The sequence below is a fragment of the Acinetobacter bouvetii DSM 14964 = CIP 107468 genome (genome assembly GCF_000368865.1).
GTDB lineage: Bacteria > Pseudomonadota > Gammaproteobacteria > Pseudomonadales > Moraxellaceae > Acinetobacter > Acinetobacter bouvetii.
This window is the reverse complement of record NZ_KB849727.1, coordinates 35907-59640: the sequence shown is the minus strand read 5'-3', so window position 1 is coordinate 59640 and position 23734 is coordinate 35907. Positions and strand designations below refer to the sequence as shown.

The following is a 23734-nucleotide window of genomic DNA, read 5'->3' as shown; positions in this document are numbered from 1 at the left end:
GTCCACTAAATTAGGGTCTGTATTTATCAATCAGCCCTACTGTTGCATGGCTTTCTTTTGCCGAATATAAATCAAAAGTACAAAAATAATTTAAATAACCCAATCCTCATGGCCATAAAAGTAAGTTATCTTGCCTGTATCTCACCGGCAGCAAAAATGTGCCGCAGTTAGGTGCAGACTGTATTTTAGTTGATCAATAAAGTAGAAAATGAAAGAAAACCTAGAGAATTCTGTGCAGATAAAAAAGGAGTTCTTTAATTTAAAAAATATTATAATTTATTGTTTTTAAATACTTATTTAAAAACCAATTCCCACATAAAGCACCGAATTATTTAGATGCCGCCCAAAATCATTGTATAATGCCTTTTTCTTATGAAATCTGGACAAGACAACTGCAATTGCCAGTTTCCGCAGTGAATTTCAAATGAGCACTTTATTACTGATAACCTCCTCACCTACTTCTATTCATGCCTGGCATGCTTTAGGTCTAGCTCAGGCTTTGCAAAACAGGGAAGAAGAGTTCCGTGTATTCTTCTACCAAGATGCTGTTGCTACAGCCAATGCCCTGCAATGGGTGCCGGATGATCAGCGCCAACTGACTTCAGAATGGCAGAAACTTGCTATTCGTTTGCCGGTTTGCGTCAGCGCGGCATTGGCCCGCGGAATTACGGATCAGGAAAATGCCCAGCGGCACAATATTCAACAGCATAATCTTGCCGAAGGCTTTGAGCTGGTTGGCCTTGGTGAACTGGCCGATGCGGTTCAATCCTCGCAGCGTTTAATTCAATTTTAAGATCTATATTTCCTAAAATTTGCAGCATTTAAAAGGTTGATTGTGTGAATACTGTACTTGTTATCTTAACCCAGCCGAACTTATCCAGCCTGCAGGTGCATGAAAGCTTGTCTGCCACAATGGTGCTGGCGACATTTGGCTGTGAGGTCAAGGTTTTACTGCAAGATGGCGCATTAAGCCTGCTGGCATCTGAGCTTGAATTTAATCAATTGAAACATGCATTTAAGATCGCATCGAATATGGTCGACAGTTTTGAATTCTATGATCTGACGCCTGTGCTGATTGAAGAACAGCATAAAGACAATCCCTTTGTTCAACATTCAGCACAAGAGCTTGAGTTCACGGAGTTTAATGCCGCGCTCATTCAACAATTTGACCATGTTCTGTTCTGGTAAGCGGTGAAATATATGTCCGGCAAAAAGCCCTCAGAAAATACTTTATATCTTATACAAGCCAGCTATGCTGCTGCTCCATTGGCGCTTTCTAAATTGCAGCAACTCTATACCAGCGGCAATCAGGTCGTTCTCATGGGCGAATCGGTCATGCATGCAGCGCATGAGGCGATTCAGGCATTGCAACACTGCTACGTGCTGGAATGTGAACAGCCGCTGCTGAATTTAGCTCCAGAGAATATTCAGCTGATTAATTATGAACAATTCGCAGCGCTGTGCCTGCAGTTTACCCGCTGTATTTCTATTAAATAAATTAAATATCGGTTTTAGAAATGAACTTAGAACTCGACCAAGATGGTCATTTAGTCGATTACACCATTTGGAATGAAGCTGTTGCGCAAGAACTGGCAAAAACTTTAGAGTTGGAGCTGACGTCTTGGCATTTTGAAGTGCTGCAGGCCGTCCGTCAGTTTTATCAGCAATTTGGCCATTCACCCGCCACCCGCCCGCTGATTAAGTTTTTAATGAAAACGGTCAGCCCTGAAATAGACAATGCCCTTCTGCAGGATAAATTTAAAACAGGCTTAGTCGCACGCCATCTCAGCCGTTTGGCAGGTGTTCCAAAACCTGCAAATTGCTTATAAAGCATCCACTTAGGTATTTAAATATTTCAAGCTAAGCCTGTTTTTGCTCAGAATTTATCAGATTGTAATAGCTTCGGGTAAAAACCGGCTTAACCTGTTTGGCATGGACCTCTTCCCGGCATTCGGAACAGACCATAACCGGATGAAATGATTCTCCGCAGCCTTGATGAATATATTGCACAGGCGCGCCGAGTCCGTCATCCATCCACTTATCTGCCCATTTCGACATAGACAGCAAGATTGGATACAGCTCAAGCCCTTTATCCGTTAAACGGTACTCAAAACGTTCCTGCCGGTCAAAATAGGCGGCTTTCATTAAAATTTCATGTTCAACCAAGCGCTTTAAACGTTCTGATAAGACATGGCGGGTTACGCCTAAATTTTGCTGAAAATCATCAAAACGGCGCATGCCCATAAATGCATTGCGCAGAATCAGCATGGTCCAGCGGTCGCCCAGTATTGATAATGTCCGCGCTATTGAACACGGCTGACTGCCTATATCTTCCCATTTCATGTCGATCAACCCGCTGCAAGATGTATAAGGCTAAAATTAATTGATTAAATCTGTTTTGAAAAGCATAACTTGCTCAATATTATAATCTGAAAAAGCGCCTAAAAACGAATTTCATCCAAATGCAGCTCTATAATGTCCAGCCACGCGCGCGTTGCTGGACTCATCGCCACGGTCGTGTTCCATGCCATACTGAGTGTCCAATTCAAATTGGGATTTTCCAAAAGGCTGACATTATATTTCTGCTGATCCAGCTGATCGCAATAAATTTTAGGCAGCAATGCGATGCCGACATTGGATTCAACCATTTTAACAATAAAGTCCCACTGGCTGCTTTTACACACAACTTTAGGCTCAAATCCGACATAATTGCAGGCCTGAATAATCATGTTGTTTAAAGTAAAAGTATCGGCATACAGCATAAAGGATTCTTCTTTCAACTCGATTAAAGACACCTGTTCACGGTCATGCCATTGTGACTGCCTGTGCGATAGCAGGCACAGCGGTGAGTTCATAATTTGAATGCCGCTCAAGAACGGTTTTAAATGTCCCAAAATAATGCCAACATCAATTCTTTTTTCAAGAATTGCGTCTTCAATGCCTGCTGCGCCGACTTCAAAAAAACTCAATTCAATATTTGGATATTGGCGGTGAAATTGGGCAATTAAAGCGCTCAGCAAAACGGAGCTGAGCGGCGGCAGTCCCAAAGTCAATTTACCCTGCTTTAACGCCCGGACTTGAGTCACTGTTTCAACAATGCGCTGCTGTTCATTTAAAATGACCAAGGCATGCTGATAAATTTTTTCGCCAATATTGGTCATGACGGCTTCACGCTTGCGCCCAGCACTGCCTTTGTGAAACAGAGGAACACCTATTTCATCTTCCAGCTGGCGGATCATCTTGCTGATCGTGGGCTGCGTTACGCACAATTCTTCTGCAGCCAGACTGAAGCTCTGCTTCTGTACAATAGTGACAAAAACATTTAATGCCTTAATATCCACCTAAATTATTCCAAATAAGCATAATTATTTTTTTATTATTCATAATTATTAGCATGGGTCAATTTTAAAATAGCGTTACTCCAATTGATTTAGTCAGTTATGTTCACTTTAAGGCAATACCCCAAATTCACACACCTGTTAAAAACAGCAGCACAGCTTGGTTTGCTGGTGCTTATTTGGTGGATGGGCGCTTTGATTCAAAGAAAGTTCAATCTTCCTATTTCTGCCGGAGTTATTGGACTGCTGTTGCTGACGGCAGCGTTACTCAGCGGCCTCTTCAAGCTGCAATGGATCAAACAAGGCTCGGATTTGATTTTAGCGGAACTGGTGCTGTTCTTTGTGCCGATTGTTGTCGGGCTGATTAAATACAAAGCGCTTTTTTTGACCCAAGGCTGGCAGCTTATTGTAGCTGTTGTTTTAGGAACTGTCTGCGTGATGGTCTGTACGGCTTATTGTGTATTCTTTGGCTTTAAACTTGAATCAAAATTTAAGAACCATAAAAAACCGCAAGACGCTTCCAATCATAAAATAGTGCATGGCAAATAAAATGAACGTCCTTCATATCAACTTTATGTCTGTCATCTGTTTGGCTTTAACACTGATTGGCTATGTACTGGTGAAAAAGCTTCACCGCAAATTTCCATATATGCTGCTGTCGCCAGCCTTATTTGTGCCGTTTCTATTAATCATCTTCATGCTGGTATTTCATGTTTCTTACGATACTTATATGCAAGAAAATCAATGGATTGTCTGGATGCTTGGGCCTGCAACCGTTGCATTCGCCATTCCAATTTATGAATACCGCCAAGTCATTAAAAACCATCTGTTTTCGATCAGCCTAGGTATTGTGGCCGGTATGCTGTCAGGCATTATCAGCGCATTTTATCTGGCTCAGTTATTCAGCTTTAATCAGGAAACAACTTACAGCTTAATGGCGCGGTCTATTTCAACACCATTTGCCATGGAGTTGACATCTCATTTAGGCGGCTCTGTCGAATTAGTCATTTTATTCACCATGATTACCGGTATTGCAGGCGTTGCCTTTGCTGACCTTGTATTGGCTGGCTTGAAACTGCATTCTAAATTTGCGCAAGGTTCCGCTTTAGGCAATTCAGCGCATGGCTTTGGCACCAGCAAGGCTTTTATGCGCCATAAAGAAGAAGGTGTAGCCGCCTGTCTCAGCATGGTGCTGGCAGGTGTATTTATGGTGCTTTTAGGGCCTAGTTTAATTCACACTGCGGTATGGCTTTTAAATTAAGTGAGCATCACTGTTATCAATTTAAGTGCTGGTTCCATGATCAGTATGCTATAGAAACTGACAATTGGTCTTTATACTCGCCTGCCGGCAGCAGCGGAGAAATCTGGTCAGCCACACGGACATTAAAGGCCCTGAATATAATTATCTTCTTGCTGCATTGAGCCATTGCCTGGCACGTCATTTTTGCTTTCCATATTTCACAGGAAATTCATGTCCGCCTGCAGTCACATCATAAGGCAATGCTGTGCCATTTACGCCAATAGGATGCGGGCCGGCTGCTGATGATCAGTAAATATTAAAGTCGCTGGGCAGCTGATTTTGACTGCTGTCCAAAGGCATGAACTTAAACTGATGTGTACTGAATACTGGAAAATTCAGCACGTATCCGTGAAAATCGAGTGGAACAAGGCTTCATATCCGCTGATTTAAGCGGTTTTCAACCGATAACAAAACAGTATTAATATATAAATACTGTTCTGTAAAAGCAAACGCCGGCTTTCTTGCTGCTTAAAATTGATTTTTAATTAATATTAAAAATGGCTGTGTGAATAATTATTCGACTCATACGATTATTTACCCCATCATTTTCTGATCAATATATTTCATTTAAACAGCAATATAAAAACTGCCAATCACAAAAGCCAATAAGCTGACACATTCGGAAATTTCAATACCGGCTCCAACGGTGTCCCCGGTAATCCCGCCAATCCGCTGTATAAATTTACGGCGCAGGTAAAGCAAGGTGATTAATGTACTGATACTGGCAATCAATCCCAGCCATGAAAAATACCAAGACGCTACGATTACTGCGCTAAACAGTCCCCATGAAGCCGTGCGCGGAATAAAATCAGCCATTGAATTGCCTAAGCCCTTGGCGCGCACATATTGAGTTGTGAGAAATAAAAATAAAGGCGCCAAACGGCCTAAAATTGGAAAAAGAATAAGCGCGCTGTACAGCTGTTTTTGCAGCAGCAGATAAATCGCTGACCACTTTAATAAACAGATGATAATCAGGCTGAGTACGCCAATCGGCCCGCAGGCGGGATCTTTCATAATTTTCAAAGTCCGTTCTGCATCGCCAAAGCCGCCCACCCAGGCATCAGCAGTATCAGCCAAACCATCCAAATGCAGCCCGCCAGTCAGCCAAATCCAAATCACCAAAATTGCGCTGGACAGCAGTATGGCTGGAATGGCCTGCAATATATAAGCAATTGCAAAAAGAATGACGCCTATCATCAGCCCGACCACTGGATAAAACAGCAAGGATTGGCCATTTTGCTGTTTGCTGGGCATTGCTTTTAATTGGACTGGAAATACCGTCAGAAATTGCAATGCAATCCAAAATGGCGTCATCTGTGCTGCTCACTTAAATAAATCGTTTCAGCATCCGGCATTTCAAAATGGCTTAACTGGCCCAGTTCTGCATTCATTTTTAAGATGTCATCCAGAGGCTGATTCAGCGCCTTGCATTTCAGCAGCTTAATCACACCGCCATGGGTCACAACCAGCGCCCGCTGATATTTATGGCTTTGCAAAATTTGAAGCATTTGCCCAAGCCCCGACATTACCCGATTTTCAAAATCCTGCATCGTTTCAGCATTTGGCGGGCTGAAACGCGTGGGCTGCAGCCAGAACTGTTCCAGCGCTTTCGGTTCAGTGTCATAAAGATGCTGTACTTCTACGGCTTCCCAGTCACCAAAATGCATTTCTTGCAGACTTGGCAAAATCATCAATTCCAGACCCAGCTGCTGTGCAGCCTGTGCCGCAAATTGGTGGCAGCGCTGCAGCGGCGAACAGACAATCACATCCCATTGCCGCTGCATTGCCAAAGACTGGTCTAACGTGCGCTGCATTTGCAGCCAGCCCTCAGCGGTCAGCGCATCATCAGTCGATCCGCGCAAAGTATGGCTTAATGCCGTTTTTCCATGCCGAAGCAGATCAATCTGAAACATCTGATTTACCGAATCCTTGAACTATTATGCCTGAATAGGATTAAACTTTTTCACCGGTTACTGCGGCTTCAGCAAAAGTGGCCATGTTATTGTGCAGGCTGCATGCCAGCTTAATCACCCCTAGAGATGCTCCCGCACCGCTGCCTTCACCTAAGCGTAAATTCAGTTTCAGCAATGGTTCAGCCTTCAGCTCATCCAGCAGGCGGCGGTGGCCATACTCTGCAGATTGATGCCCAAACAGCATCCAGTCACGGACCGCTGAATTCAGCCGAACAGCCACTAACGCAGATACTGTTGAAATAAAGCCATCCACGACAATTGGCAAGCCAATTTGCGCGCATCGGATATATGCCCCCGCCATGGCTGCAATTTCCAAACCGCCTACAGCACATAAGGCCTTGAAAGCATCTGTACCTACATAATCTTTATGCAGCGCCAAGGCCTGATCAATAACCTGCTTTTTATGCGCCAGCTGCTCAGCGCGAATTCCAGTGCCTACACCTGTCAGCTGCTCTGCAGGTTCATTTAATAAAAAGCAGGCGACAGCAGATGCTGAACAGGTATTGCCAATCCCCATTTCACCAGCAATGTAAATCGAAGCGCCTTGCGCCAATGCCTTTTCAGCGCTTTGACGGCCTAAATTCACCGCATCTATGCACTGCGCTTCAGTCATGGCAAGCTGTTTAGCAAAATTGGCTGTGCCAGGAATAATGCAATGGCGTTCTACCCCGGCATATTCATAGGCGTCACCTACTGAACCGCAGTCAATCACCTGCAGCTGGGCTTGATATTCTTTGGCAATCACACTGATGCAGGCGCCGCCAGATGCAATATTCTGCAGCATTTGACGGGTTACCGCTTGCGGATAAGCTGAGATATTTTCTTCCATTACGCCATGGTCACCTGCGAAAATAGCAATCCATGGCAGTGTCACTTCTGGCTTCGCCTGATTTTGCAAAGCTGCCAGCTGTACCGCAGTACGTTCTAACTCAGACAATGAACCTGTCGGCTTAGTGAGTTGAAGCTGGCGCGCCTCAGCTTGCTGTCTTGCTTCTTCACTTGGCGTTTTACACGCATCTAACCACCAGTTCATGCTTTATCTCCTTTCAAAAACATGGGAAAACCCGCGACACAAAATATAACTTTGTCAGCAATCTGCCCCAATTGCTGGTGCAGGCGGCCGCTTTCATCCACAAATTTACGGCTGATTTGCCCCATCGGCACAACGCCCAAACCTGTTTCATTGCTGACCAGTAAAATCTCTGCCTGCAATGAAGGTAAAATCTGCAATAATTGAGCGCATTCATCTGATTGAATGTTTTCATCTTTCTGCATTAAGAGGTTGCTCATCCACAGCGTCAGACAGTCCACTAAAATCACGTGCCCCTCTTGGTCCAGCTGCTTTAAGCGCGCGGCCAAATGCAAGGGCTCTTCAACCAATGTCCATGCTGCTGGACGCTGCGCCTGATGGTGCACGATGCGTTCCTGCATTTCATTATCCCAAGCTTGAGCCGTTGCGATATATGCAACAGGCTTGTTCGATGCAATAGCGGTCTGTTCCGCTAAACGGCTTTTACCAGAACGCGCACCACCTAAAATGAATTGAATCATAAGCTGTCCAGAGTAAATTGCTGATGTACTGAAAGCGGCCCCTGCAGCTGCTGCGCTGCATAGGTACCGAAAGTCAGCTGCTGCACGTCGATCTCAAAAGTGTGCTGCTCAATTTGCTGCATGCGCAAAAACACATCATCGCTGTTCAGAGCATGGCCATATAAGCCAATTGTAATATGCGGGCAATAGCTGAGCGGCGCAATTTCGCTTGAACATTGATAAAACTGCCGGCGGATTGCATTTAAAATGCCTTGGCTATCTTCTACTTCAATAAACAATGCGCTTTCAAAACTGTTGATTTTGCCTGTTTTCAGTTTAAACGGCGAAAGGTTTAGCTCTTGCAATTGGAGCATTTGCGCATCTAACTGCTGAAAAATAAAATCGTCGTCGAATTGCCTGTATGGTTCCCAAAAACCGCAGATAAATAAAGTAATATGAAACTGGCGGGTGTTGGGCTGAAATAAAAAATCTGAAAACTCCGCACGCAGCTGCTCTAAATAATTGAGCAGCTCAGGAGAGTTAACCTCTAAATACCAGAGGGAAAATGCGGTACGGCCTTTATGCCACTCAGGATAGTCATGTGCAAGCGTTGGCACCACTGGCATTGAAGGCAAAAGAAACACACGCACATCACAATGAAATTATTTCATATATTTAAGCATGAATTTGAAGAATTAGGATGGCTTGTTGCTTTAGCAATATTCATTTTGAACTGAATTTTATTCATTCTGCAAAAAGATTTCTATGCAATCGCTCAGCAATCCCGCTGAGCTTTAAATATAACAGAAGCGCTTAAACTGCTTGCCTTATTGCTGATACTGCCCTTTTCCCATTCATTTAAAAAAAACTAATGTATGCAGTCTACTCCTTTGCCATCTGAGGCTGTGCATTTGTTAACAGCGCTTTGACTGCCAAAAAGGCCATCAGCATAACAACATTGAAAATTAAAAAATAATAGGGATAAGCCGAATGCCATTGATACAGTCCAGTACTGATCAGCGGCCCCGCTACAAAGCTGAGCGCCTGCGTTGCTGTGCACAGGCTGGCAATTTTAGCCTGCATGGCTTGCGGCGCGGTCTGGGCAGCGCCCGTGGTAAAGGCAGGAATCAAACAAGCTACGGAAATACCGTACAGCACATAAGCTGCTTGAAAAATATGCAAGTGCTGTGTAGTCACTGAAATCAGCAGCCCAGTAAGCATGATGATTAAACCAACCCAAAGCAGCCGCTGTACTGGCCATTGCAGATATTTAGAGATTAAGCTTTGCATGGCAACCAATGAAATCCCGACAATCAGCGAACATTGCGCAAATGATACTGCTCCCTGCGCAATACCCGTTTTGAAATGATCCTGAATATAAAACCCTGCCGTTAAATTCAAGGTAACAATAGCTAAATACAGGCTAAAACCCAGCAGCAGCCATGAAAAGCATTGCTTAAAACTGAACTGAATGCCATCCTGTAAATTGACCAGCTGCTGATGTTTACAGTTCAGCAGTTTCAATTGCGGTGCTGTTTCTTCACGATCAAAAGTGAATACAATCACAGCGCTAATGCCGGCAAGTATCAATATTGCGGCCCATAACGGCGCCAGCATCCCTTGAGACAGCAGCAGCGTTGTCAAAAGCGGCCCAAAAACCACTCCGACACTATTCAGTGCACCAAATTTAGACATGCTTTGCGCACGCGCCTGTTCATTGCCATAACGGGTCATCACATATGTTTGCAGCGCGATTTGCGGCATGGCCATGAATAAGCCGGTACTGGCGCGAGAAATCATCAGCGTAAACAAAACAAATAAAGAAAGATGTGCAGCCAGCCCATACATCAATACGCCTGTAAAAACACCCCAAGTCACAGCCATGCCAACAAAGCCGATGCTCAACAGCTGAAAAATGGAGTATTTCTGCTGATGCTTGCTGATATAGATTGCCGCTATAGCCATAAGCAATGCACCGATTGACACCATGGCGCCGGCTTGCAGTTCAGACAGCCGCAGCTTGCGCACCAGCGGCGCCAGCATCGGTAAAATCATGGAAAAACTTGCGCCATTGGCAAGGCTGGCTGCAATAAAAATTTTATTATTTTGATTCATTATTTTAATCATTTACAGGGCTGACATGGTTATAAAGCAAAAAAGGCAGCATGCGCCAGCTTTTTTCGATGCATTGCATTTGGCGCTAATGGCTTAATGCAATGAATCTTTGAAGGTATGATTTAAACCAGAGGTTCTGCCCTGCACAGGAAGGTTTGAAAACGGGTCACGGACTTGCCATCGGCATTCCAAAGGTGATACACGCCAAAGCCTTATGTGCTGGCTGTATTTTTTCTTTGGCAGAGATACCTCACAACAAATTAATATTCTTACAAAAATATATTATTAACTAAAAGACCCCGCTATCCCTTGATTTAGCGGGGTCTCTATTTTCTAACTATGGTTTACGTACAGTTAATTTAATTGTTTATAGGCCCATTTAATAAACCTGTCCTTATCCCTAAATAAAGGAACATTGAGTAAATTGATCTGAGTAACATTTCCAAATTTTCCACGCAAGCTGCTTGGGCTCGAAATAATAAAATCAGAAACTGTCCCTAAATGCGCTTCTTTAAAGAAGTCTAAAACCTGAGTATGAGGACTTTTTTTATTGAATCCCTCACGCTCAATAAGAAATTCATATATTTGATATAAGACATATAGTTCGAAATCTTTATTCATGGCTAATTATTCACTTATTCTTAAAATAAGCAGTTAAACTAACTTATTGCCTTAGCTATAAAAATTGCATAAAAACTCAAAAACATAATAATTTATGTTTTTGCTATATGTAAAAAACATTTTATATATTATGCATTTAAATTATACAAAACCATTTAAACCCCAAATTTATTTTTTAATCATTGGTAAAATATTACTAATTGAAACACCATTTATTAATTCAGAAGATCTAAACAACAAACTTACTCAATGCAGGATTTGTTAATTTATTAAGATTGTATTTTGATCGCTCTTTATTATGCAAAAAACCCACTAAAATGATAAACTTTTAATTAACTCTAGCGCTTTGCATACACTTTTCATTCACTCGGTTTTTTACATCAACATTTAAAATTTAAAGCAGCCTTAAAATATCCAAATTTAAGTTACAGCTTGGGTAGATGTCCTGCCCATGGGATAAGATAGATTTTAGATGCAGGCTTAAGTTTGGATCATTTCGTAATTAGTAAATGTCCACTTTTTGATATAGCTACAATAAAACCTATCTTATGATCGTTCAAATTTCAAAAATAAATGAGCCCAGATGGATCTCTAGGCTCAAAGGGATGATTTAATCAATTAAGCCCATATGCTGTTTTCTGCTGCATGTTTTTGACGGTGCTTCGCTTTCAAATAAAACCAAATAAAGAGCGCTGCGAAAGCGATAGCAAAGATATCAATCCACCATAACGATGACATTGAAGCCCACATACCCAGCTGAGGAAATATCAGTGTGATGAAAGATGTCAACGGCAGGCAGCACAATACCAATGCAATGGCAAATAAAAGCTGCGGCAATGCTTTCCCTGCGCCAACCGTAAAACCATATACAATGCTCAGTAAAAAGACCGCATAATAACTATACAAAAACAAATGATTTACACTGCTTAATTCTGCATATAGAACATAGCCCCAACGGCCAATTAACATGCTACTCACTACAGCAAAAATACAGCCTAAACATGCCCCAACCGTAAGATTGGCAATTGCCATAACATCCTTACGCTGTTTAGGCGGCGCTGACCCAATATTTTTTTGCCGTTTCAGACGCGATTCAATCCAGAGTAAATTGCCAGAATAAAAGAGGAAAGCGCCGCCCAAACCTAAAATTAAATATAACCAGCGCGTGAGGTTTCCACCATAATTACCAAAATGCAAACTAAACATCGAGCGGACCACTTGATCCATCGCTGTTGCATGTGTATTTAAATTGTTGGTATTTAATGGTTTATTTAAATAAGGATTAAACATCATGACATCAAAACGGTCACCGCGCAGCATTTGATCTGCGCTGTATAAATTAACGCGTGCAGATGCTTTTTCGGGTACATCTAAATTATTGAAGCTGATTGAACTGACCTGATATTCAGGCGCTTGCTGCTGAATTTTTTCCAGCAGTTTTTCAATATTTAAAGGTTCAATAGGCTCTGCAATCTTAACAGCTGGCGGCCGCGCAGGCTTTTCCTTGGCAATTAATCTATCAATCGCATCATAAAAAACATCATGAAAGGCAAAAGAAATAACGGTGACACTGATAATAATATGAAACGGAAAACTGGTGATTCCGACCACATTGTGAGCATCTAGCCAAAACCTTTTTTTATTTTTACCCGCACGAATTGCAAAATAATCCTTTACCAAAGTCGGCAATAAGATGATTAAACCTGTCATTAACGCTAGAAAATACAAGACACAAATGATCGCCATCACATACACGCCTATCGTGTGATGGCCTAAAGTCCCTGGAATACCTGCCGTTTCATGCAACTGCTCAATCAGCCAGCCCAATTTCGACAAGTTTTCTTGTTTAACCTGCAATGCGCCATCTGCATTTAGGGTGGCGAGCATACTTTGCTGATGCGTGTTGAAATCATAATCATCCTGCCCTTTCGGAACAGGTGTTTGCCACTGCATTGGCGCATTATAAAATTCTTTGGAATTAAAATTTAATTGGTAGCTTTTTATTGTTTCTGGATATTGTGCCTGAACTTGCTGAATAAGCGGATCGTATTGAGCTGCTGAAATGGGCTGCAACTGTTGCTGTGGCGGTGTTGCCCATCGGCTCAAGTCATGCTGAAACATGCTGAGGCCGCCAGCAAAGAAACAGATAAATAAAAAAATCCCGGAGGTAATTCCAGCCCATGTATGCAGCGTTTTAGCATGACGAATAATATCAGTACGCACTTTCATGTCATCAACCTCGCATCCAACATAAAATGCCGTAAGCCAAAATATCAAATACCGTAAAAATTAAAATGGACTGCCAGCCTTTCGGTATAAAGTACGCAATAAAACATACAGGCAGCCAAATCCAGGGAATAGACCACATGCCTAATTGCGGCGCCAAACTTTGGCTTAGATTTTGAATGGCCCATAATGTAATAATTGATGCGCAGAGTAAGGCAAAAATAAAACCCAAGCATATTCCAGCAAAGGATTTTGACCACCAGTCAGATTGAATTTTTTGTTGAAAAAATGAGTTCATGGGCTATTCTTTTTAATCATCAGCGGTATAAATGGCAAAAATGTCCACACGACCAGCATGGTTAACAGCCACATATAAATTGCAGCGAGCTTAGGCAAAGCTGCTAAAAAAAGAAGCAGCGATAAAACCACACAGCCAAAGCCAATCCAACGATAAAACGGCGGCAAAACCGACTGAACCAAGCGCTGGTTTGGGTGCGTGCAATACAGCAAAATGCTGCCAATAAAAACAAAAGAAAATGCAAGGAATTTCAAAACTTACACCCTTTAAAAATGGAAAAATACGAGATACCGTTCCAGCCATTGGAAGATATCCCGCTTCTTGCGTTTAGAATTTCGTTAACACTAAATATTCTTAGAGCTTAGAAATCAAAACTCACACCCAGTTTATAAGTACGGCCTGCGCCTAATGTGGTAAAGCCGCTGTTGAATACGCCCGCCCAATATTTTTCATTCGTCACGTTGTCTACATTGGCGCGGAAGGTTGTATCTACTCCGCCAATATTGGCCGTATATTTGGCGCCTAAATCAAGCAAAGCATAATCAGGCAATTCCAAGGTATTGGTATTGTTTAAATATTGATTATCCACATAGGTGCCGCGCGCATTAAAGCTTAAGCCATCCACATAGGGAAGTTTGTATTCAACACCCAAGCCAGCAGTAAATTCAGGCTGACCTTCAACGGTATTCCCTGAGATATCTACCTTGCCATTCATCCCTTTCTTATATTCAACATCAATATAGGCCAAGTTGCCCCAGACAATTACATCATCAGTCACGTTGCCAGAGAAACCATATTCAACCCCTTTCGAAGTTGTTTCACCGCCATCGGTGGTGATTTGGGACGCACCATTGACCGTCGTTGCATAAAATTCAGTGATCGTACTTGGCTTATCAATTTGATATGCCGCTAAAGTGTGCAGCCATGAACCATGCTGATATTTTGTACCCACTTCATATTGCTTGGTTTGGAACGGCGCAAAAGTTTTGCCGTAATTTGCATCTAATGTATTATTTACAGTACTGCCTTGTGATAAACCTTCTACATAGCTGGCATAGAATGATAAATCTTCACTCCATGGCTTAATGACAATCCCTAAACTCGGAGATAACTTATCTTCACTATATTTCGTATTTGTACCAATAATCTCGCCAGTTCTATAGTTTCGAGTGTAGCTCGTACTATCGACATCGATATCTTGATAACGCAGCCCCAAAATGAATTGTAATTTATCATCCAGCATCGACATTTGGTCGGTTAAAGTGTAGCTGACATATTCATTGTCTGCTGTTGGTAAAACTTCTGGTGTATCAGCAGGCATTGATCCGCCTGCACTTGGGTTATATAAGTTGGTTATAAAAGTTATAGGCTCTGAGCCTTGACCAGCTTGTGCATCCTTTTTAATTTTTAAATAGTCCGTACGCAATCCCACGGTATGTGAAATAGCGCCTGTATTAAAAGCACCTTCTAGACCTAAATTTGCTGAGGTATTATTTTGCTTCATATTGACATGATAGTACTGTGAGTTCGCATCGCCTGCATCATTGGTCACAATCATGCGTGTACCAAAAATATGCCCTTGATACTTTTGCTCAACAGTCCCTACACCAGCAATCACTTTCAAGTTATCCAGCAGTTTATATTCGCCAGACAAGCCAATATATTGCGCGGATTGACGGCCATAAATGTTCGGGAAGAAATTGCTCTTGCCATCTGGCGCATCCAGTACTTTACCCAATTGCGCAAATGACACCATCGCAGGCGAGCCGCCATCACGCTTGTCTTGGGTGCTATATGCATCCAGATTGATTTTGGCTTTATCCGTGGTCCAATCTAAAGCCAAAACGGCCGATGTGCTTTCGTCTTCCAGCCCCTCAACAATGTGTTCGCCTTGGCCATGGTTCGCACTTAAACGTGCGCCAAATTCTTGGTTCTCACCAAAGCGGCGTGAAAAATCAAAACCCGATTTATAGTAACCTTCGTCTTCAAAATTAGCGCTCACGCGGGTAATGTCTTTATCCGCCCGCTTCGTATTGGCAATAATGACCCCGCCAACGCTGCCGCCAGGCGCCATGCCAGCAATCAATGCATTTGGACCTTTTAATACCGTCACAGAACTTAAAATATCGGTCGTGATACGTCCTGTTGGCGCCATGCCATAGGCCCCATTTAAATTATAATCTTCCCAAGTAATGCCAAATCCGCGCATATTAAAATTTTCATTTAAATGGCCTGTATTGGTTGTAGTACGAATACTTGGATCAATTTTCAGCACATCCATCATTGAGTGAGCATGTGAATCTTGAATGGCTTGATCACTGTAGTTACGAATCGTAAAAGGCGTATCAAGGACATCTTTTTCACCCAAAATATTCAGCGTTGCTTTGGTTTTAAGTTTTCCCGTCACATCGGTTTCTTGTGAATCCGCTTTGACTACAATTGTCGGCAGTGACACAGTTTCTTCAGCCATTGCAAAAAATGGAGACGCAGCTAGAGATAAAAATAAAATGGTTCTTTTCAAAGTAATTTCCCTCATTAAAAAATGATTTTCTAATGGTTGGATACTATACAAATAAATGATAATCATTTCCATTAATAAATTATAATAATTATCATTAATTTATATTTTCTCAATTGCGCTATGATTTATATTATTCAATTTAAAAAATTCCGAAGAATTTTGTTTATATGGCCAACAGCCTCATGTTTTGCAATTAAATGCTCTTGAATAAAAAAGCCCCAATCTTAATATCTAAGACTGGGGCTTAAAAACAAATACTATTATTATTCTAAGTAAAATGTTCTTAATGGCGGATAGCCATTAAATTCAACCGATGCATATGAAGTCGTATATGCGCCCGTACTCAGCCAATATAAACGGTCCCCCATTTTCAGGTCTTGCGGCAATTGATAGGGCACTTTTTCATACATAATATCAGTCGAATCACAGGTTGGGCCTGCTAAAACAACATTGGACTTCGGCGCGTTATTTTGCATTTTGGGCGTATAAATTGGATATTTAATCATTTCCCCTAACGTTTCAATCAGGCCGTTAAAAACTCCGACATCGGTATAAATCCAACGCTTATCATCTTGTTCTGATTTATTCGAAATGAGCACAATTTCAGAGACAATGACCCCTGCATCCCCCACCAAAGAGCGGCCAGGCTCTAAAAACAGCGTGATTTTCCGCTGAAAGTTTTCATTGATATAATTTTTAATGCGTTGCGCGTAATCCTGAATAGTGTCTATTTCTGCTAAATACTGTGCAGGAAATCCACCGCCCGCATTAATCAATTCCAATTGAATGCCATGCTGCTGCTCAAGCGTATCAAAAACTTCTTTCACAATTTTTAATGCAGTTCTCCAGACCGTCACATCATTCTGCTGGCTCCCTACATGAAATGAAACACCATAAGGCTGAAGTCCCAGCTGCTTTGCTTTGACCATCAGATCAATTGCCATTTGGGTATCACAGCCAAACTTGCGCGATAATGGCCAGTCAGACGTCGTGCCTGATTCCACTAAAACACGCACAAAGACCCGTGACTTTGGCGCAAACTGTGCAATTTGCTCTAAATCCGCCTGTGCATCCGTGACAAATAAATGCACGCCTTGATCATAGGCATACTTCACATCTGCCGCTTTCTTAATGGTATTGCCAAAAGAAATACGCTCTGGTGAAATGCCGCAGCCAATCACGCGATCCAATTCATACACTGATGCAACATCAAAATATGAACCCAATTGATCTAAGCGCCGCAGCACTTCGCAGCTCGGGTTTGCTTTCACTGCATAAAAGATATGAGCCATGGGGAAACTTTGCTGAAGTTCCTGATATTTAAATTCAACACGGTCTAAATCAACCACTAAAAATGGACTTGGTTTATGCGCAGCAAAGTCTTGAATTTTTTGCCATTGTTGAGATGAATAATAATTGTTTAACTGCATGGAAGATCCACTCGCGTTACTTACTGCGTTTAACGAAAATGGCCTTTGGCTATTGAAATTGGCTAGGGCCGTTTAATAAAGTGATTAATCCTAAGATTAATCGTTTGGGTTATATCATTGCATTATGCTGGATTGCGCTTTAAACGGTCCTGCCAATCAGCCAGCGTCGGCTCTTCAACCAAATCCTGGAATTCAACGTTCACGCCCAATTCACGCCACTGACCAACCAGCGTCATCAAACTGACTGAATCCAGCCCGAGCATAAATAAATTGTCATCATTTTGAATTTCGCTGGCGTCTATTTCCAATTGTTTCGCAATGGTTTGACGAAGCCCCTCCAAAGTCAAAGCAGCCTGACTCATCGTACAATCTCCGTTTGAAGTTCATTTAAAACCGCCGCTGTATCTACCACTTTGGCACAACGTCCAGCCGCATATTTCAATGCCATTTCATGTTCTTCTAAACTGAAATCTGCCAGCGCATCGCCCACTAAAAAGGCCTGCATATCCAGCATAAAGGCTTCAGCCGCTGTCAATAAGCAGCCAATATGCGCATAAACACCGCAAATGATCAGCTGATCTCGGCCTGCATCTTTAATGCGCTGTTCAAAATCACTTTTCTTAAATGCGCTGTAACGCCATTTGGTGAGAACGGTATCCTGCTCTTCAGGCTGAAGGCTTGGAATAATTTGTACCATATTGGGATCTGCTACCAAGCCCTTACCCCAAAAATCAGTCAGCAGCTGGCGATGCTCTGTGCTTTGATCACCCGGCTGCGCGGTGTAATACACAGGAATGCCGACCTTATGGCATTGATCAATTAATTGACGGCAATGCTGTATCAATTCTGGAATAGGCGCCTGTGTTTGGTCATAAAAATCTAAGAAGTATTGCTGCAAGTCATGCACTAAAAGTACGGCGCGGCTTGGGTCAAGCGTCCAATTCACTTTATTGCTTGGAAAGTGCTGCACTTGCGGCATTGGATAACTTGCGATACGCGGAATAGCCATGGTTTTACCTATATATTTACAAAATGTGTGCTGCAGCTAAACGCTGTCTGAGGGCTTTTTTATCTATTTTTCCCAAAGCGGTATAAGGCATTTCTTCAACAAATTCAATATGATCGGGAATTTTATAAGTTGCCAAGCCATAATGTTGAACATATTGCCGAAGCTGCATGCTTAGCCGTGTTTGACTGGGGTCTTGCCCATCCATGCGCCATTGAATATAGGCGCAGCTTTTTTCACCCAGCATTGAATCAGGCATAGAGACTAGTGCTGATTGAATGACTTGAGGATGCTGATTAAGCACTTGCTCTACTTCTTCTGTGGCAATTTTTTCACCGCCACGGTTGATCTGATCCTTACTGCGTCCCTCTACAATAATGTTGCCTTCAGCATTGATGCGAACTAAATCCCCCGTGCGGTAGAAACCATCAACCGTAAATGCGTTACGGTTATGCTCAGGCGCATTGTAATAACCCCGAATGGTATAAGGCCCTCGGGTTAAAAGATGCCCAACTTCACCTATCGGCAGCTCTTGGTCTTCATCATCCACCACTTTGATTTCATCGTCCGCACTGATGCGGCTGCCCTGTGTCGAGATGATTTGCTCAATATCGTCATCATAACGGGTGTAATTGACTAAACCTTCCGCCATGCCAAAGACCTGCTGTAAGCGGCACTGATACTGTTCAGTCAATTGACGCGCCAAGGCATCGGCTAGCCGGGCTCCCCCAACTTGCAGTACCGCAAGGCGGGGAAAAATATTCTCCTGCCCTTTTTGTACCGCCTCAGCCCAAGATGCGGCTAAAGCGGGCACTAATGCGACATAGGAAATTCCATGCTTTTTGATTAAAGCAAAACATGTTGCTGCTGAAGGATCTTGTGATAAAACCAGCGTGCCGCCGGCATAAAACAGCCCCAATGAACCGGCAGAACTCATGCTGAAATTATGCGCAACAGGCAATACCATCAACATTTTGGTTCGCTGATTCAGCTCACAAATGTCTGCACTGGCGCGGACACTATATAAATAGTCATCATGCGTACGCGGAATCAGTTTTGGCGTACCCGTGCTGCCGCCGGAAAGCTGAAAAAATGCCACATGGCGTGCCGTCAATTGCGGCGGAACGATGCGCTGCATTTGAAGCTGATCCATCTCAGGCCATGCATCAAAATCACCAGCATCTCCTACAACAATCACACGCTGCAAACTTTCACACCGTTTCAGACATTCATGCGCTAACCGGCGGTAGTCAAAGCCCATAAATTTATCAGCGCAAATATAGAGCTTTGCATTGGTTTGACCAATAAAGTGACTGACTTCAATATGACGATGCGCGGGCAAACTCATGATTGGCCGCATACCAATACGCAGTGCGCCAAAATAGGCAATAAAGAACTCAGCAATATTCGGGAGCTGAATCACTACGCTATCGCCCAGCTGATAACCTTGTTTGCTTAAATACACCGCAAACGCATCTATACGCTGCTGCAAATCCGCATAACTGAACTGGCGGGCGCCACAAATAAGCGCAGTGTTTTGGCTGTATTTTTCAGCACATTCAATAAAGAAATCACTGAGGGTCTGCCCCTGCCAGTAGCCTTTGGCGATATATTTTTCTACAAACTCAGGCGGATATTGCACAATGCCGTCCCAGAGATGCTGTGCGTTCGTTGCTTGTTTAAACATGACACTGCGCCTTATTGATATGTCAGTTGATCGGCATTCAAGCCCAATGCATTCAGCATGGTCTTAAATTTCGCAATTGTTTCATTCAATTCGCTAGCCGGCTGTGATGCTTCAACAATGCCTGCGCCTGCATATAGCCGCGCTGAATATTCAAAAATACGGCCGCAACGCACATTCACAGCCCAAGCACCATTGCCGTAAGCATCACTCCAGCCCATCGTGCCTGCAAATAAATTGCGGTTGAAAGGTTCTAAATCAGAGATCAATTGGCGCGCTAAAGGCGCAGGCTGCCCGCAAACAGCAGGTGTCGGATGCAAAATTGAGGCTAAATCGAAAACATGCATTTCAGGATCTTTCAGCGTGCCTTGGATTTGAGTGGCCAAATGCCAAACCGTTTGGGTTTTGATTAAGGATGGAGACTTCGGAATACTCAGCTTGTCACACAATGGCGAGAGTAAATCTGCAATGGCTTCAATCACCACAGCATGTTCATGCCGGTCTTTTGCAGATGCCAGCAAACGCTGCGCTTGCGCTTGGTCTTCTAGCGCATTGGCACTCCGCGCCAAGGTTCCTGCAACTGGATTGCTGAACACATATTGATTTTGCTTGGCAACCAGTAATTCAGGGCTGGCTCCCATAAACCATCCAGACTTTTTAGGATCCTGCGCCAAGGCAAAGGTATAGCCTTCAGGATTATTCTTAAATAATTGATAGAACAAATCTATAACAGGTATTTTTTGCTCACATTGAAGATCAATTGCACGCGCCAAAACGGCCTTTTCCAGCTCAGTTGTTTTCATTAATTCAACGAGTTTCGCTACACCATCGACATAGTCGGCCTGCGGAGGAACAAGGGTTGCTTGAACTTGTGAGAGTCTTTCAAAAGGCGCTACAAAATTTAATCCATCCGTAACATAGGTATTTTTTGCTTCCGCAATCGACATTTCAGGTAAATCACGATGATCAAAGGGCAAGCTTCCCACCAAAATGAGTTCAGAATTTCTGGTCGCTTGGATTTTTTGCTGCAGTTTGTGCTGTGCGTGCTTCAGCCATTTCTGCTGCTGCTCGACAAAAGACAATTCCGGCTGACGCTCAAAATGGATATTTTCGAGCAGTTTTTTACTTGAAATAGTTCCCGTAGGTGTCGCAAATACAAAGCCGGCAACTTCTGCTTCAATTAAATTCTCCCTGGTTATTCCAATCATATTTTTAAAGACTGATGGTTCTACTGCCAACATATTTGCTCTCACATCTTTCAATTATGTTTTTAAATGTTCAGTCCTACTGCCTTCTGGCTAAAGTAGTTGAACGCAACAACTATAATGATTATTATTCTCAAATAGCAACGATAATCGTTATTTTTTTGTTAACCAATTAAGGGATGCTTAAATGTCCACAGTATTTATTGTGACGGGTGCCGCACGCGGGATTGGCGCAGCGGTGGTAAAAAAATTACTTCAACAAAGCCATCAGGTCATTGGGATAGATCTGCAGCCTGACTCTCAAAAATGGCAAGTCATTCAGACACTCTCCCCATCAGAACAACAAAATTTTTATGCCATTTCACATAATATTAAGCGAACCAATAGCCTGATAGAGTGTATTCAGCAATCACCTTGGGCAGAACAGCCTATTACAGGCTTGGTGAATGCCGCAGGCATTTTAGAAATGGGCAGCCTGCTAGAGACCACCGAAGCCCAATGGCAGCACAACTTAGCAGTTAACTTTATGGGGCCCGCCCTGCTGTCTCAATGGGTTGCCCAGCAAATGATTCCTTATCAATCCGGGGCCATTGTCAGCATCAGCTCAAATGCTGCGCTTATTCCCCGCATGAACATGGGCCTATATGCCACCACAAAAGCCACAGTCAGCCACTACTTTAAAAATTTAGCTTTAGAGCTTGCACCGCATGGCATTCGCTGCAATTTGGTCTTGCCGGGTTCGACCTTAACTCAAATGCAAAAACAGCTATGGACGGATGATCAGCCGCCCGCGGGCATTATTGAAGGCAACCTTGAACAGTACCGCAGCGGCATTCCGCTGAGAAAAATTGCCGAGCCTGAAGATGTCGCAAATGCCGTCTTGTTCTTGCTGTCAGATCAGGCCAAACAAATTACTATGCATGAACTGGTTGTTGATGGCGGCGCAACGCTCGGGGTTTAATCGCCTGCAAATAACGCGTACTCAAAACTGCCAGATTTAATCTGGCAGTTTTTTTTCAATGCTTAATTGATTGGCTAACTGCTCGGGCTGCTGCAGCCATAAGCGCAGCATGCGCATAAAGTCATGCCAGTACTCGCCTAAAGCTTCAACATTGTAGAGTTCTTTATGCCCATCGACCGCAAGATATAAGCGCTCAACGCCATCCACAAATTTATTGGTGATCGCGATATCAAAGTCCTCAATTGGACCTGCAGAAATGGTGGTTTTCGTTAAATGGCAGCCTTCAAAATACTCAGGTAATGGATAAGGAATCCAATTCACAATAGGGCCAAATAAAATGTTGTCAAAGGGATCAAATCCATCTAATACAAAACGCATTTGTTCAAAATAGCTGTTCTGATGCGGCCTGACTTCTGCAAACCGCTGCGCTAAAAGCTGAACGGTTTCTTTAAGGTTCTCTTGTCCTGTTCCAGCCAACCGTAAAGGTAAAATATTCATGACTAAACATGGGATGCGCATTGATGCAGTCCCTAAACGCGACATCATCGGCACACCAAAGCATTGCTTGCTGTCACCGGACTGCTTAACCAAATAGCTCATCATGACGGCCATGACCACCATGGCACTCGGCAATTTCAGCTCCGCGGCCAATGCATTCATTTTTTGCTGCGTTTCCCAATCAATGACCTCTTCATACCGAGGCCCTTGATAAAACGGCTGTTTTAGCTTCCGCTTTAAGCGCTTTTTCGGTGCAAGCTCATGAGAAAAATTTTCACGCCAGAACTGTAAATCCTGCTCAGCTTTGGGTGAAGCAAGATAGCGCTGCTCATCTGCTAAAAACTTCTCAAAATGATCAAAAGCCTTGTTTTTTAGAGCCGATGCATTCTTTAAAGACTGGTAATAATCTAAGAAGCGATTAATCATCAGTCCATAGGCATAGCCGTCTAAAGCCACATGGTGCGCTCTAAAAAACAACCCATATTTATTATCATCTAGATGGGCAAAAACATAATCGTATAAATGGCCTGCGCTTAAATCAAAAGGCGGTTCTACTGCGCAATCCGCCCAATCTAAAATGGCTTGGTCATCTAGATGTGATAAATCTGCAAATTGTGGCGGACGAACGTCCACATCATCTATACGGTAAACCCTGCCATCTTTTTCGAGGGCTCGCCAATGTAATGCCTTTGCCTCTTTTAATGTGAATTCAATCGCTTGATGAAATAATTCTCGGTTTAGCGGCCCGTCAATGACCAGCCATTCTGCAGTATGAAATGGGTAGCTGCCATGATGATGATGCCCTTTCCACATACTGTGTTGTGCACGGGTTAAAGGAGCCAGAGAATCCATTGTTTGCATGTGTAGCACCGTAGATCAAACATTTTTTATAAAAATAAAAAATTGAAATGTATTTATAGGACGTGTGTTGTCTGACTGAATTGAGTCATCTTTCAGATATTAAATACAATGATTATCATTTGCAAATAATATTCATTTACATTACATTGGCACGACAAGATCTTTCG

General features: G+C 42.9%; 25 protein-coding genes. 7 read left to right on the top strand and 18 right to left on the bottom strand.

Annotated features, from left to right (window positions below):
- Window positions 1–424 precede the first annotated feature (424 nt).
- Genes tusD through F941_RS07310 form a run of 4 tightly spaced genes read left to right on the top strand, consistent with a single transcriptional unit; the run spans window position 425 to window position 1829 of the window.
- The gene (gene tusD / locus F941_RS07325; protein WP_005009619.1) at window positions 425–793 is read left to right on the top strand and encodes a sulfurtransferase complex subunit TusD; all 369 of its coding nucleotides are present in this window, start codon (window positions 425–427) and stop codon (window positions 791–793) included.
- 44 nt (window positions 794–837) lie between these two features.
- On the top strand, window positions 838–1188 hold the full coding sequence (locus F941_RS07320; RefSeq protein WP_005009618.1) for a hypothetical protein: 351 nt from the start codon (window positions 838–840) through the stop codon (window positions 1186–1188).
- A gap of 12 nt (window positions 1189–1200) precedes the next feature.
- A complete protein-coding gene (locus F941_RS07315; protein WP_005009616.1) occupies window positions 1201–1497 on the top strand; it encodes a hypothetical protein in 297 nt (98 codons plus the stop codon).
- A gap of 20 nt (window positions 1498–1517) precedes the next feature.
- Window positions 1518–1829, top strand: coding sequence for a TusE/DsrC/DsvC family sulfur relay protein (locus tag F941_RS07310; protein WP_005009615.1), 312 nt, complete (start codon window positions 1518–1520; stop codon window positions 1827–1829).
- 31 nt (window positions 1830–1860) lie between these two features.
- Here the strand turns inward: F941_RS07310 and F941_RS07305 are convergent, their stop codons facing one another.
- Window positions 1861–2343, bottom strand: a complete 483-nt coding sequence (locus F941_RS07305) for a winged helix-turn-helix transcriptional regulator (RefSeq protein ID WP_005009612.1) — start codon at window positions 2341–2343, stop codon at window positions 1861–1863.
- Window positions 2344–2441: 98 nt separating this feature from the next.
- Entirely contained in the window at window positions 2442–3341 is a 900-nt protein-coding gene (locus F941_RS07300; RefSeq protein WP_005009609.1) for a LysR family transcriptional regulator, read from the bottom strand.
- A 99-nt stretch (window positions 3342–3440) separates the two neighbouring features.
- Here F941_RS07300 and F941_RS07295 point away from each other — a divergent pair, with 99 nt between their 5' ends.
- Both F941_RS07295 and F941_RS07290 read left to right on the top strand, forming a co-directional pair.
- Window positions 3441–3887, top strand: coding sequence for a CidA/LrgA family protein (locus F941_RS07295; protein WP_005009607.1), 447 nt, complete (start codon window positions 3441–3443; stop codon window positions 3885–3887).
- 1 nt (window position 3888) lies between these two features.
- The gene (locus tag F941_RS07290; protein WP_005009604.1) at window positions 3889–4599 is read left to right on the top strand and encodes an LrgB family protein; all 711 of its coding nucleotides are present in this window, start codon (window positions 3889–3891) and stop codon (window positions 4597–4599) included.
- 606 nt (window positions 4600–5205) lie between these two features.
- Here the strand turns inward: F941_RS07290 and F941_RS07285 are convergent.
- The 15 genes from F941_RS07285 to F941_RS07210 all read right to left on the bottom strand — a co-directional run bounded on the left by F941_RS07285 (window position 5206) and on the right by F941_RS07210 (window position 21283).
- Window positions 5206–5952, bottom strand: a complete 747-nt coding sequence (locus F941_RS07285; RefSeq protein ID WP_005009602.1) for an adenosylcobinamide-GDP ribazoletransferase — start codon at window positions 5950–5952, stop codon at window positions 5206–5208.
- Window positions 5949–6551 (bottom strand): histidine phosphatase family protein, encoded by a 603-nt coding sequence (locus F941_RS07280; RefSeq protein WP_005009599.1) that lies wholly within the window; start codon window positions 6549–6551, stop codon window positions 5949–5951. The genes F941_RS07285 and F941_RS07280 overlap by 4 nt, the downstream gene beginning before the upstream one ends.
- Before the next feature lie 40 nt (window positions 6552–6591).
- Window positions 6592–7644, bottom strand: a complete 1053-nt coding sequence (cobT, locus tag F941_RS07275) for a nicotinate-nucleotide--dimethylbenzimidazole phosphoribosyltransferase (RefSeq protein ID WP_005009598.1) — start codon at window positions 7642–7644, stop codon at window positions 6592–6594.
- Complete coding sequence (gene cobU / locus F941_RS07270; RefSeq protein ID WP_005009597.1) at window positions 7641–8162, bottom strand: bifunctional adenosylcobinamide kinase/adenosylcobinamide-phosphate guanylyltransferase; 522 nt, start codon at window positions 8160–8162, stop codon at window positions 7641–7643. The genes cobT and cobU overlap by 4 nt, the downstream gene beginning before the upstream one ends.
- On the bottom strand, window positions 8159–8767 hold the full coding sequence (locus tag F941_RS07265) for a 2'-5' RNA ligase family protein (RefSeq protein WP_005009592.1): 609 nt from the start codon (window positions 8765–8767) through the stop codon (window positions 8159–8161). Before F941_RS07265 ends, cobU begins: the two co-directional genes overlap by 4 nt.
- Window positions 8768–9023: 256 nt before the next feature.
- Window positions 9024–10256 (bottom strand): MFS transporter, encoded by a 1233-nt coding sequence (locus F941_RS07260; protein ID WP_005009590.1) that lies wholly within the window; start codon window positions 10254–10256, stop codon window positions 9024–9026.
- 1239 nt (window positions 10257–11495) lie between these two features.
- Window positions 11496–13106, bottom strand: a complete 1611-nt coding sequence (locus F941_RS07250; protein WP_005009587.1) for a PepSY-associated TM helix domain-containing protein — start codon at window positions 13104–13106, stop codon at window positions 11496–11498.
- A 4-nt stretch (window positions 13107–13110) separates the two neighbouring features.
- Window positions 13111–13401 carry a hypothetical protein gene (locus F941_RS07245; RefSeq protein ID WP_005009586.1) on the bottom strand — a complete coding sequence of 97 codons (291 nt, stop codon included), beginning with the start codon at window positions 13399–13401 and terminating at the stop codon, window positions 13111–13113.
- A gap of 90 nt (window positions 13402–13491) precedes the next feature.
- Window positions 13492–13704, bottom strand: a complete 213-nt coding sequence (locus tag F941_RS16510; protein WP_154649281.1) for a hypothetical protein — start codon at window positions 13702–13704, stop codon at window positions 13492–13494.
- A 58-nt stretch (window positions 13705–13762) separates the two neighbouring features.
- Window positions 13763–15937, bottom strand: a complete 2175-nt coding sequence (locus F941_RS07235) for a TonB-dependent receptor (RefSeq protein ID WP_051065829.1) — start codon at window positions 15935–15937, stop codon at window positions 13763–13765.
- A 248-nt stretch (window positions 15938–16185) separates the two neighbouring features.
- Window positions 16186–17352, bottom strand: coding sequence for a type III PLP-dependent enzyme (locus F941_RS07230; protein WP_005009584.1), 1167 nt, complete (start codon window positions 17350–17352; stop codon window positions 16186–16188).
- 122 nt (window positions 17353–17474) lie between these two features.
- Entirely contained in the window at window positions 17475–17714 is a 240-nt protein-coding gene (locus F941_RS07225; RefSeq protein WP_005009583.1) for a phosphopantetheine-binding protein, read from the bottom strand.
- On the bottom strand, window positions 17711–18361 hold the full coding sequence (locus tag F941_RS07220; RefSeq protein ID WP_005009581.1) for an isochorismatase family protein: 651 nt from the start codon (window positions 18359–18361) through the stop codon (window positions 17711–17713). Before F941_RS07220 ends, F941_RS07225 begins: the two co-directional genes overlap by 4 nt.
- Window positions 18362–18377: 16 nt before the next feature.
- Window positions 18378–20045, bottom strand: coding sequence for a (2,3-dihydroxybenzoyl)adenylate synthase (locus F941_RS07215; protein ID WP_005009579.1), 1668 nt, complete (start codon window positions 20043–20045; stop codon window positions 18378–18380).
- Between the two features lie 11 nt (window positions 20046–20056).
- Complete coding sequence (locus tag F941_RS07210) at window positions 20057–21283, bottom strand: isochorismate synthase (RefSeq protein ID WP_005009576.1); 1227 nt, start codon at window positions 21281–21283, stop codon at window positions 20057–20059.
- Window positions 21284–21434: 151 nt separating this feature from the next.
- Here F941_RS07210 and F941_RS07205 point away from each other — a divergent pair, with 151 nt between their 5' ends.
- Window positions 21435–22208 (top strand): SDR family oxidoreductase, encoded by a 774-nt coding sequence (locus F941_RS07205; RefSeq protein ID WP_005009570.1) that lies wholly within the window; start codon window positions 21435–21437, stop codon window positions 22206–22208.
- Between the two features lie 36 nt (window positions 22209–22244).
- Here F941_RS07205 and F941_RS07200 read toward each other — a convergent pair whose 3' ends face one another.
- Entirely contained in the window at window positions 22245–23567 is a 1323-nt protein-coding gene (locus F941_RS07200) for a condensation domain-containing protein (protein WP_005009568.1), read from the bottom strand.
- Window positions 23568–23734 lie beyond the last annotated feature (167 nt).

Bases quoted from the DNA above. Each gene is read 5' to 3' on its own strand.
- F941_RS07265 (WP_005009592.1), bottom strand. From the start codon at position 8,767: ATGCCAGTGGTGCCAACGCTTGCACATGACTATCCTGAGTGGCATAAA.
- F941_RS07280 (WP_005009599.1), bottom strand. From the start codon at position 6,551: ATGTTTCAGATTGATCTGCTTCGGCATGGAAAAACGGCATTAAGCCAT.
- F941_RS07290 (WP_005009604.1), top strand. From the start codon at position 3,889: ATGAACGTCCTTCATATCAACTTTATGTCTGTCATCTGTTTGGCTTTA.
- F941_RS07235 (WP_051065829.1), bottom strand. From the start codon at position 15,937: ATGAGGGAAATTACTTTGAAAAGAACCATTTTATTTTTATCTCTAGCT.
- tusD (WP_005009619.1), top strand. From the start codon at position 425: ATGAGCACTTTATTACTGATAACCTCCTCACCTACTTCTATTCATGCC.
- cobU (WP_005009597.1), bottom strand. From the start codon at position 8,162: ATGATTCAATTCATTTTAGGTGGTGCGCGTTCTGGTAAAAGCCGTTTA.
- F941_RS07260 (WP_005009590.1), bottom strand. From the start codon at position 10,256: ATGAATCAAAATAATAAAATTTTTATTGCAGCCAGCCTTGCCAATGGC.
- cobT (WP_005009598.1), bottom strand. From the start codon at position 7,644: ATGAACTGGTGGTTAGATGCGTGTAAAACGCCAAGTGAAGAAGCAAGA.
- F941_RS07245 (WP_005009586.1), bottom strand. From the start codon at position 13,401: ATGAACTCATTTTTTCAACAAAAAATTCAATCTGACTGGTGGTCAAAA.
- F941_RS07205 (WP_005009570.1), top strand. From the start codon at position 21,435: ATGTCCACAGTATTTATTGTGACGGGTGCCGCACGCGGGATTGGCGCA.
- F941_RS07215 (WP_005009579.1), bottom strand. From the start codon at position 20,045: ATGTTTAAACAAGCAACGAACGCACAGCATCTCTGGGACGGCATTGTG.
- F941_RS07285 (WP_005009602.1), bottom strand. From the start codon at position 5,952: ATGACGCCATTTTGGATTGCATTGCAATTTCTGACGGTATTTCCAGTC.
- F941_RS07200 (WP_005009568.1), bottom strand. From the start codon at position 23,567: ATGCAAACAATGGATTCTCTGGCTCCTTTAACCCGTGCACAACACAGT.
- F941_RS07220 (WP_005009581.1), bottom strand. From the start codon at position 18,361: ATGGCTATTCCGCGTATCGCAAGTTATCCAATGCCGCAAGTGCAGCAC.
- F941_RS07315 (WP_005009616.1), top strand. From the start codon at position 1,201: ATGTCCGGCAAAAAGCCCTCAGAAAATACTTTATATCTTATACAAGCC.
- F941_RS16510 (WP_154649281.1), bottom strand. From the start codon at position 13,704: ATGGCTGGAACGGTATCTCGTATTTTTCCATTTTTAAAGGGTGTAAGT.
- F941_RS07305 (WP_005009612.1), bottom strand. From the start codon at position 2,343: ATGAAATGGGAAGATATAGGCAGTCAGCCGTGTTCAATAGCGCGGACA.
- F941_RS07210 (WP_005009576.1), bottom strand. From the start codon at position 21,283: ATGTTGGCAGTAGAACCATCAGTCTTTAAAAATATGATTGGAATAACC.
- F941_RS07295 (WP_005009607.1), top strand. From the start codon at position 3,441: ATGTTCACTTTAAGGCAATACCCCAAATTCACACACCTGTTAAAAACA.
- F941_RS07310 (WP_005009615.1), top strand. From the start codon at position 1,518: ATGAACTTAGAACTCGACCAAGATGGTCATTTAGTCGATTACACCATT.
- F941_RS07230 (WP_005009584.1), bottom strand. From the start codon at position 17,352: ATGCAGTTAAACAATTATTATTCATCTCAACAATGGCAAAAAATTCAA.
- F941_RS07225 (WP_005009583.1), bottom strand. From the start codon at position 17,714: ATGAGTCAGGCTGCTTTGACTTTGGAGGGGCTTCGTCAAACCATTGCG.
- F941_RS07250 (WP_005009587.1), bottom strand. From the start codon at position 13,106: ATGAAAGTGCGTACTGATATTATTCGTCATGCTAAAACGCTGCATACA.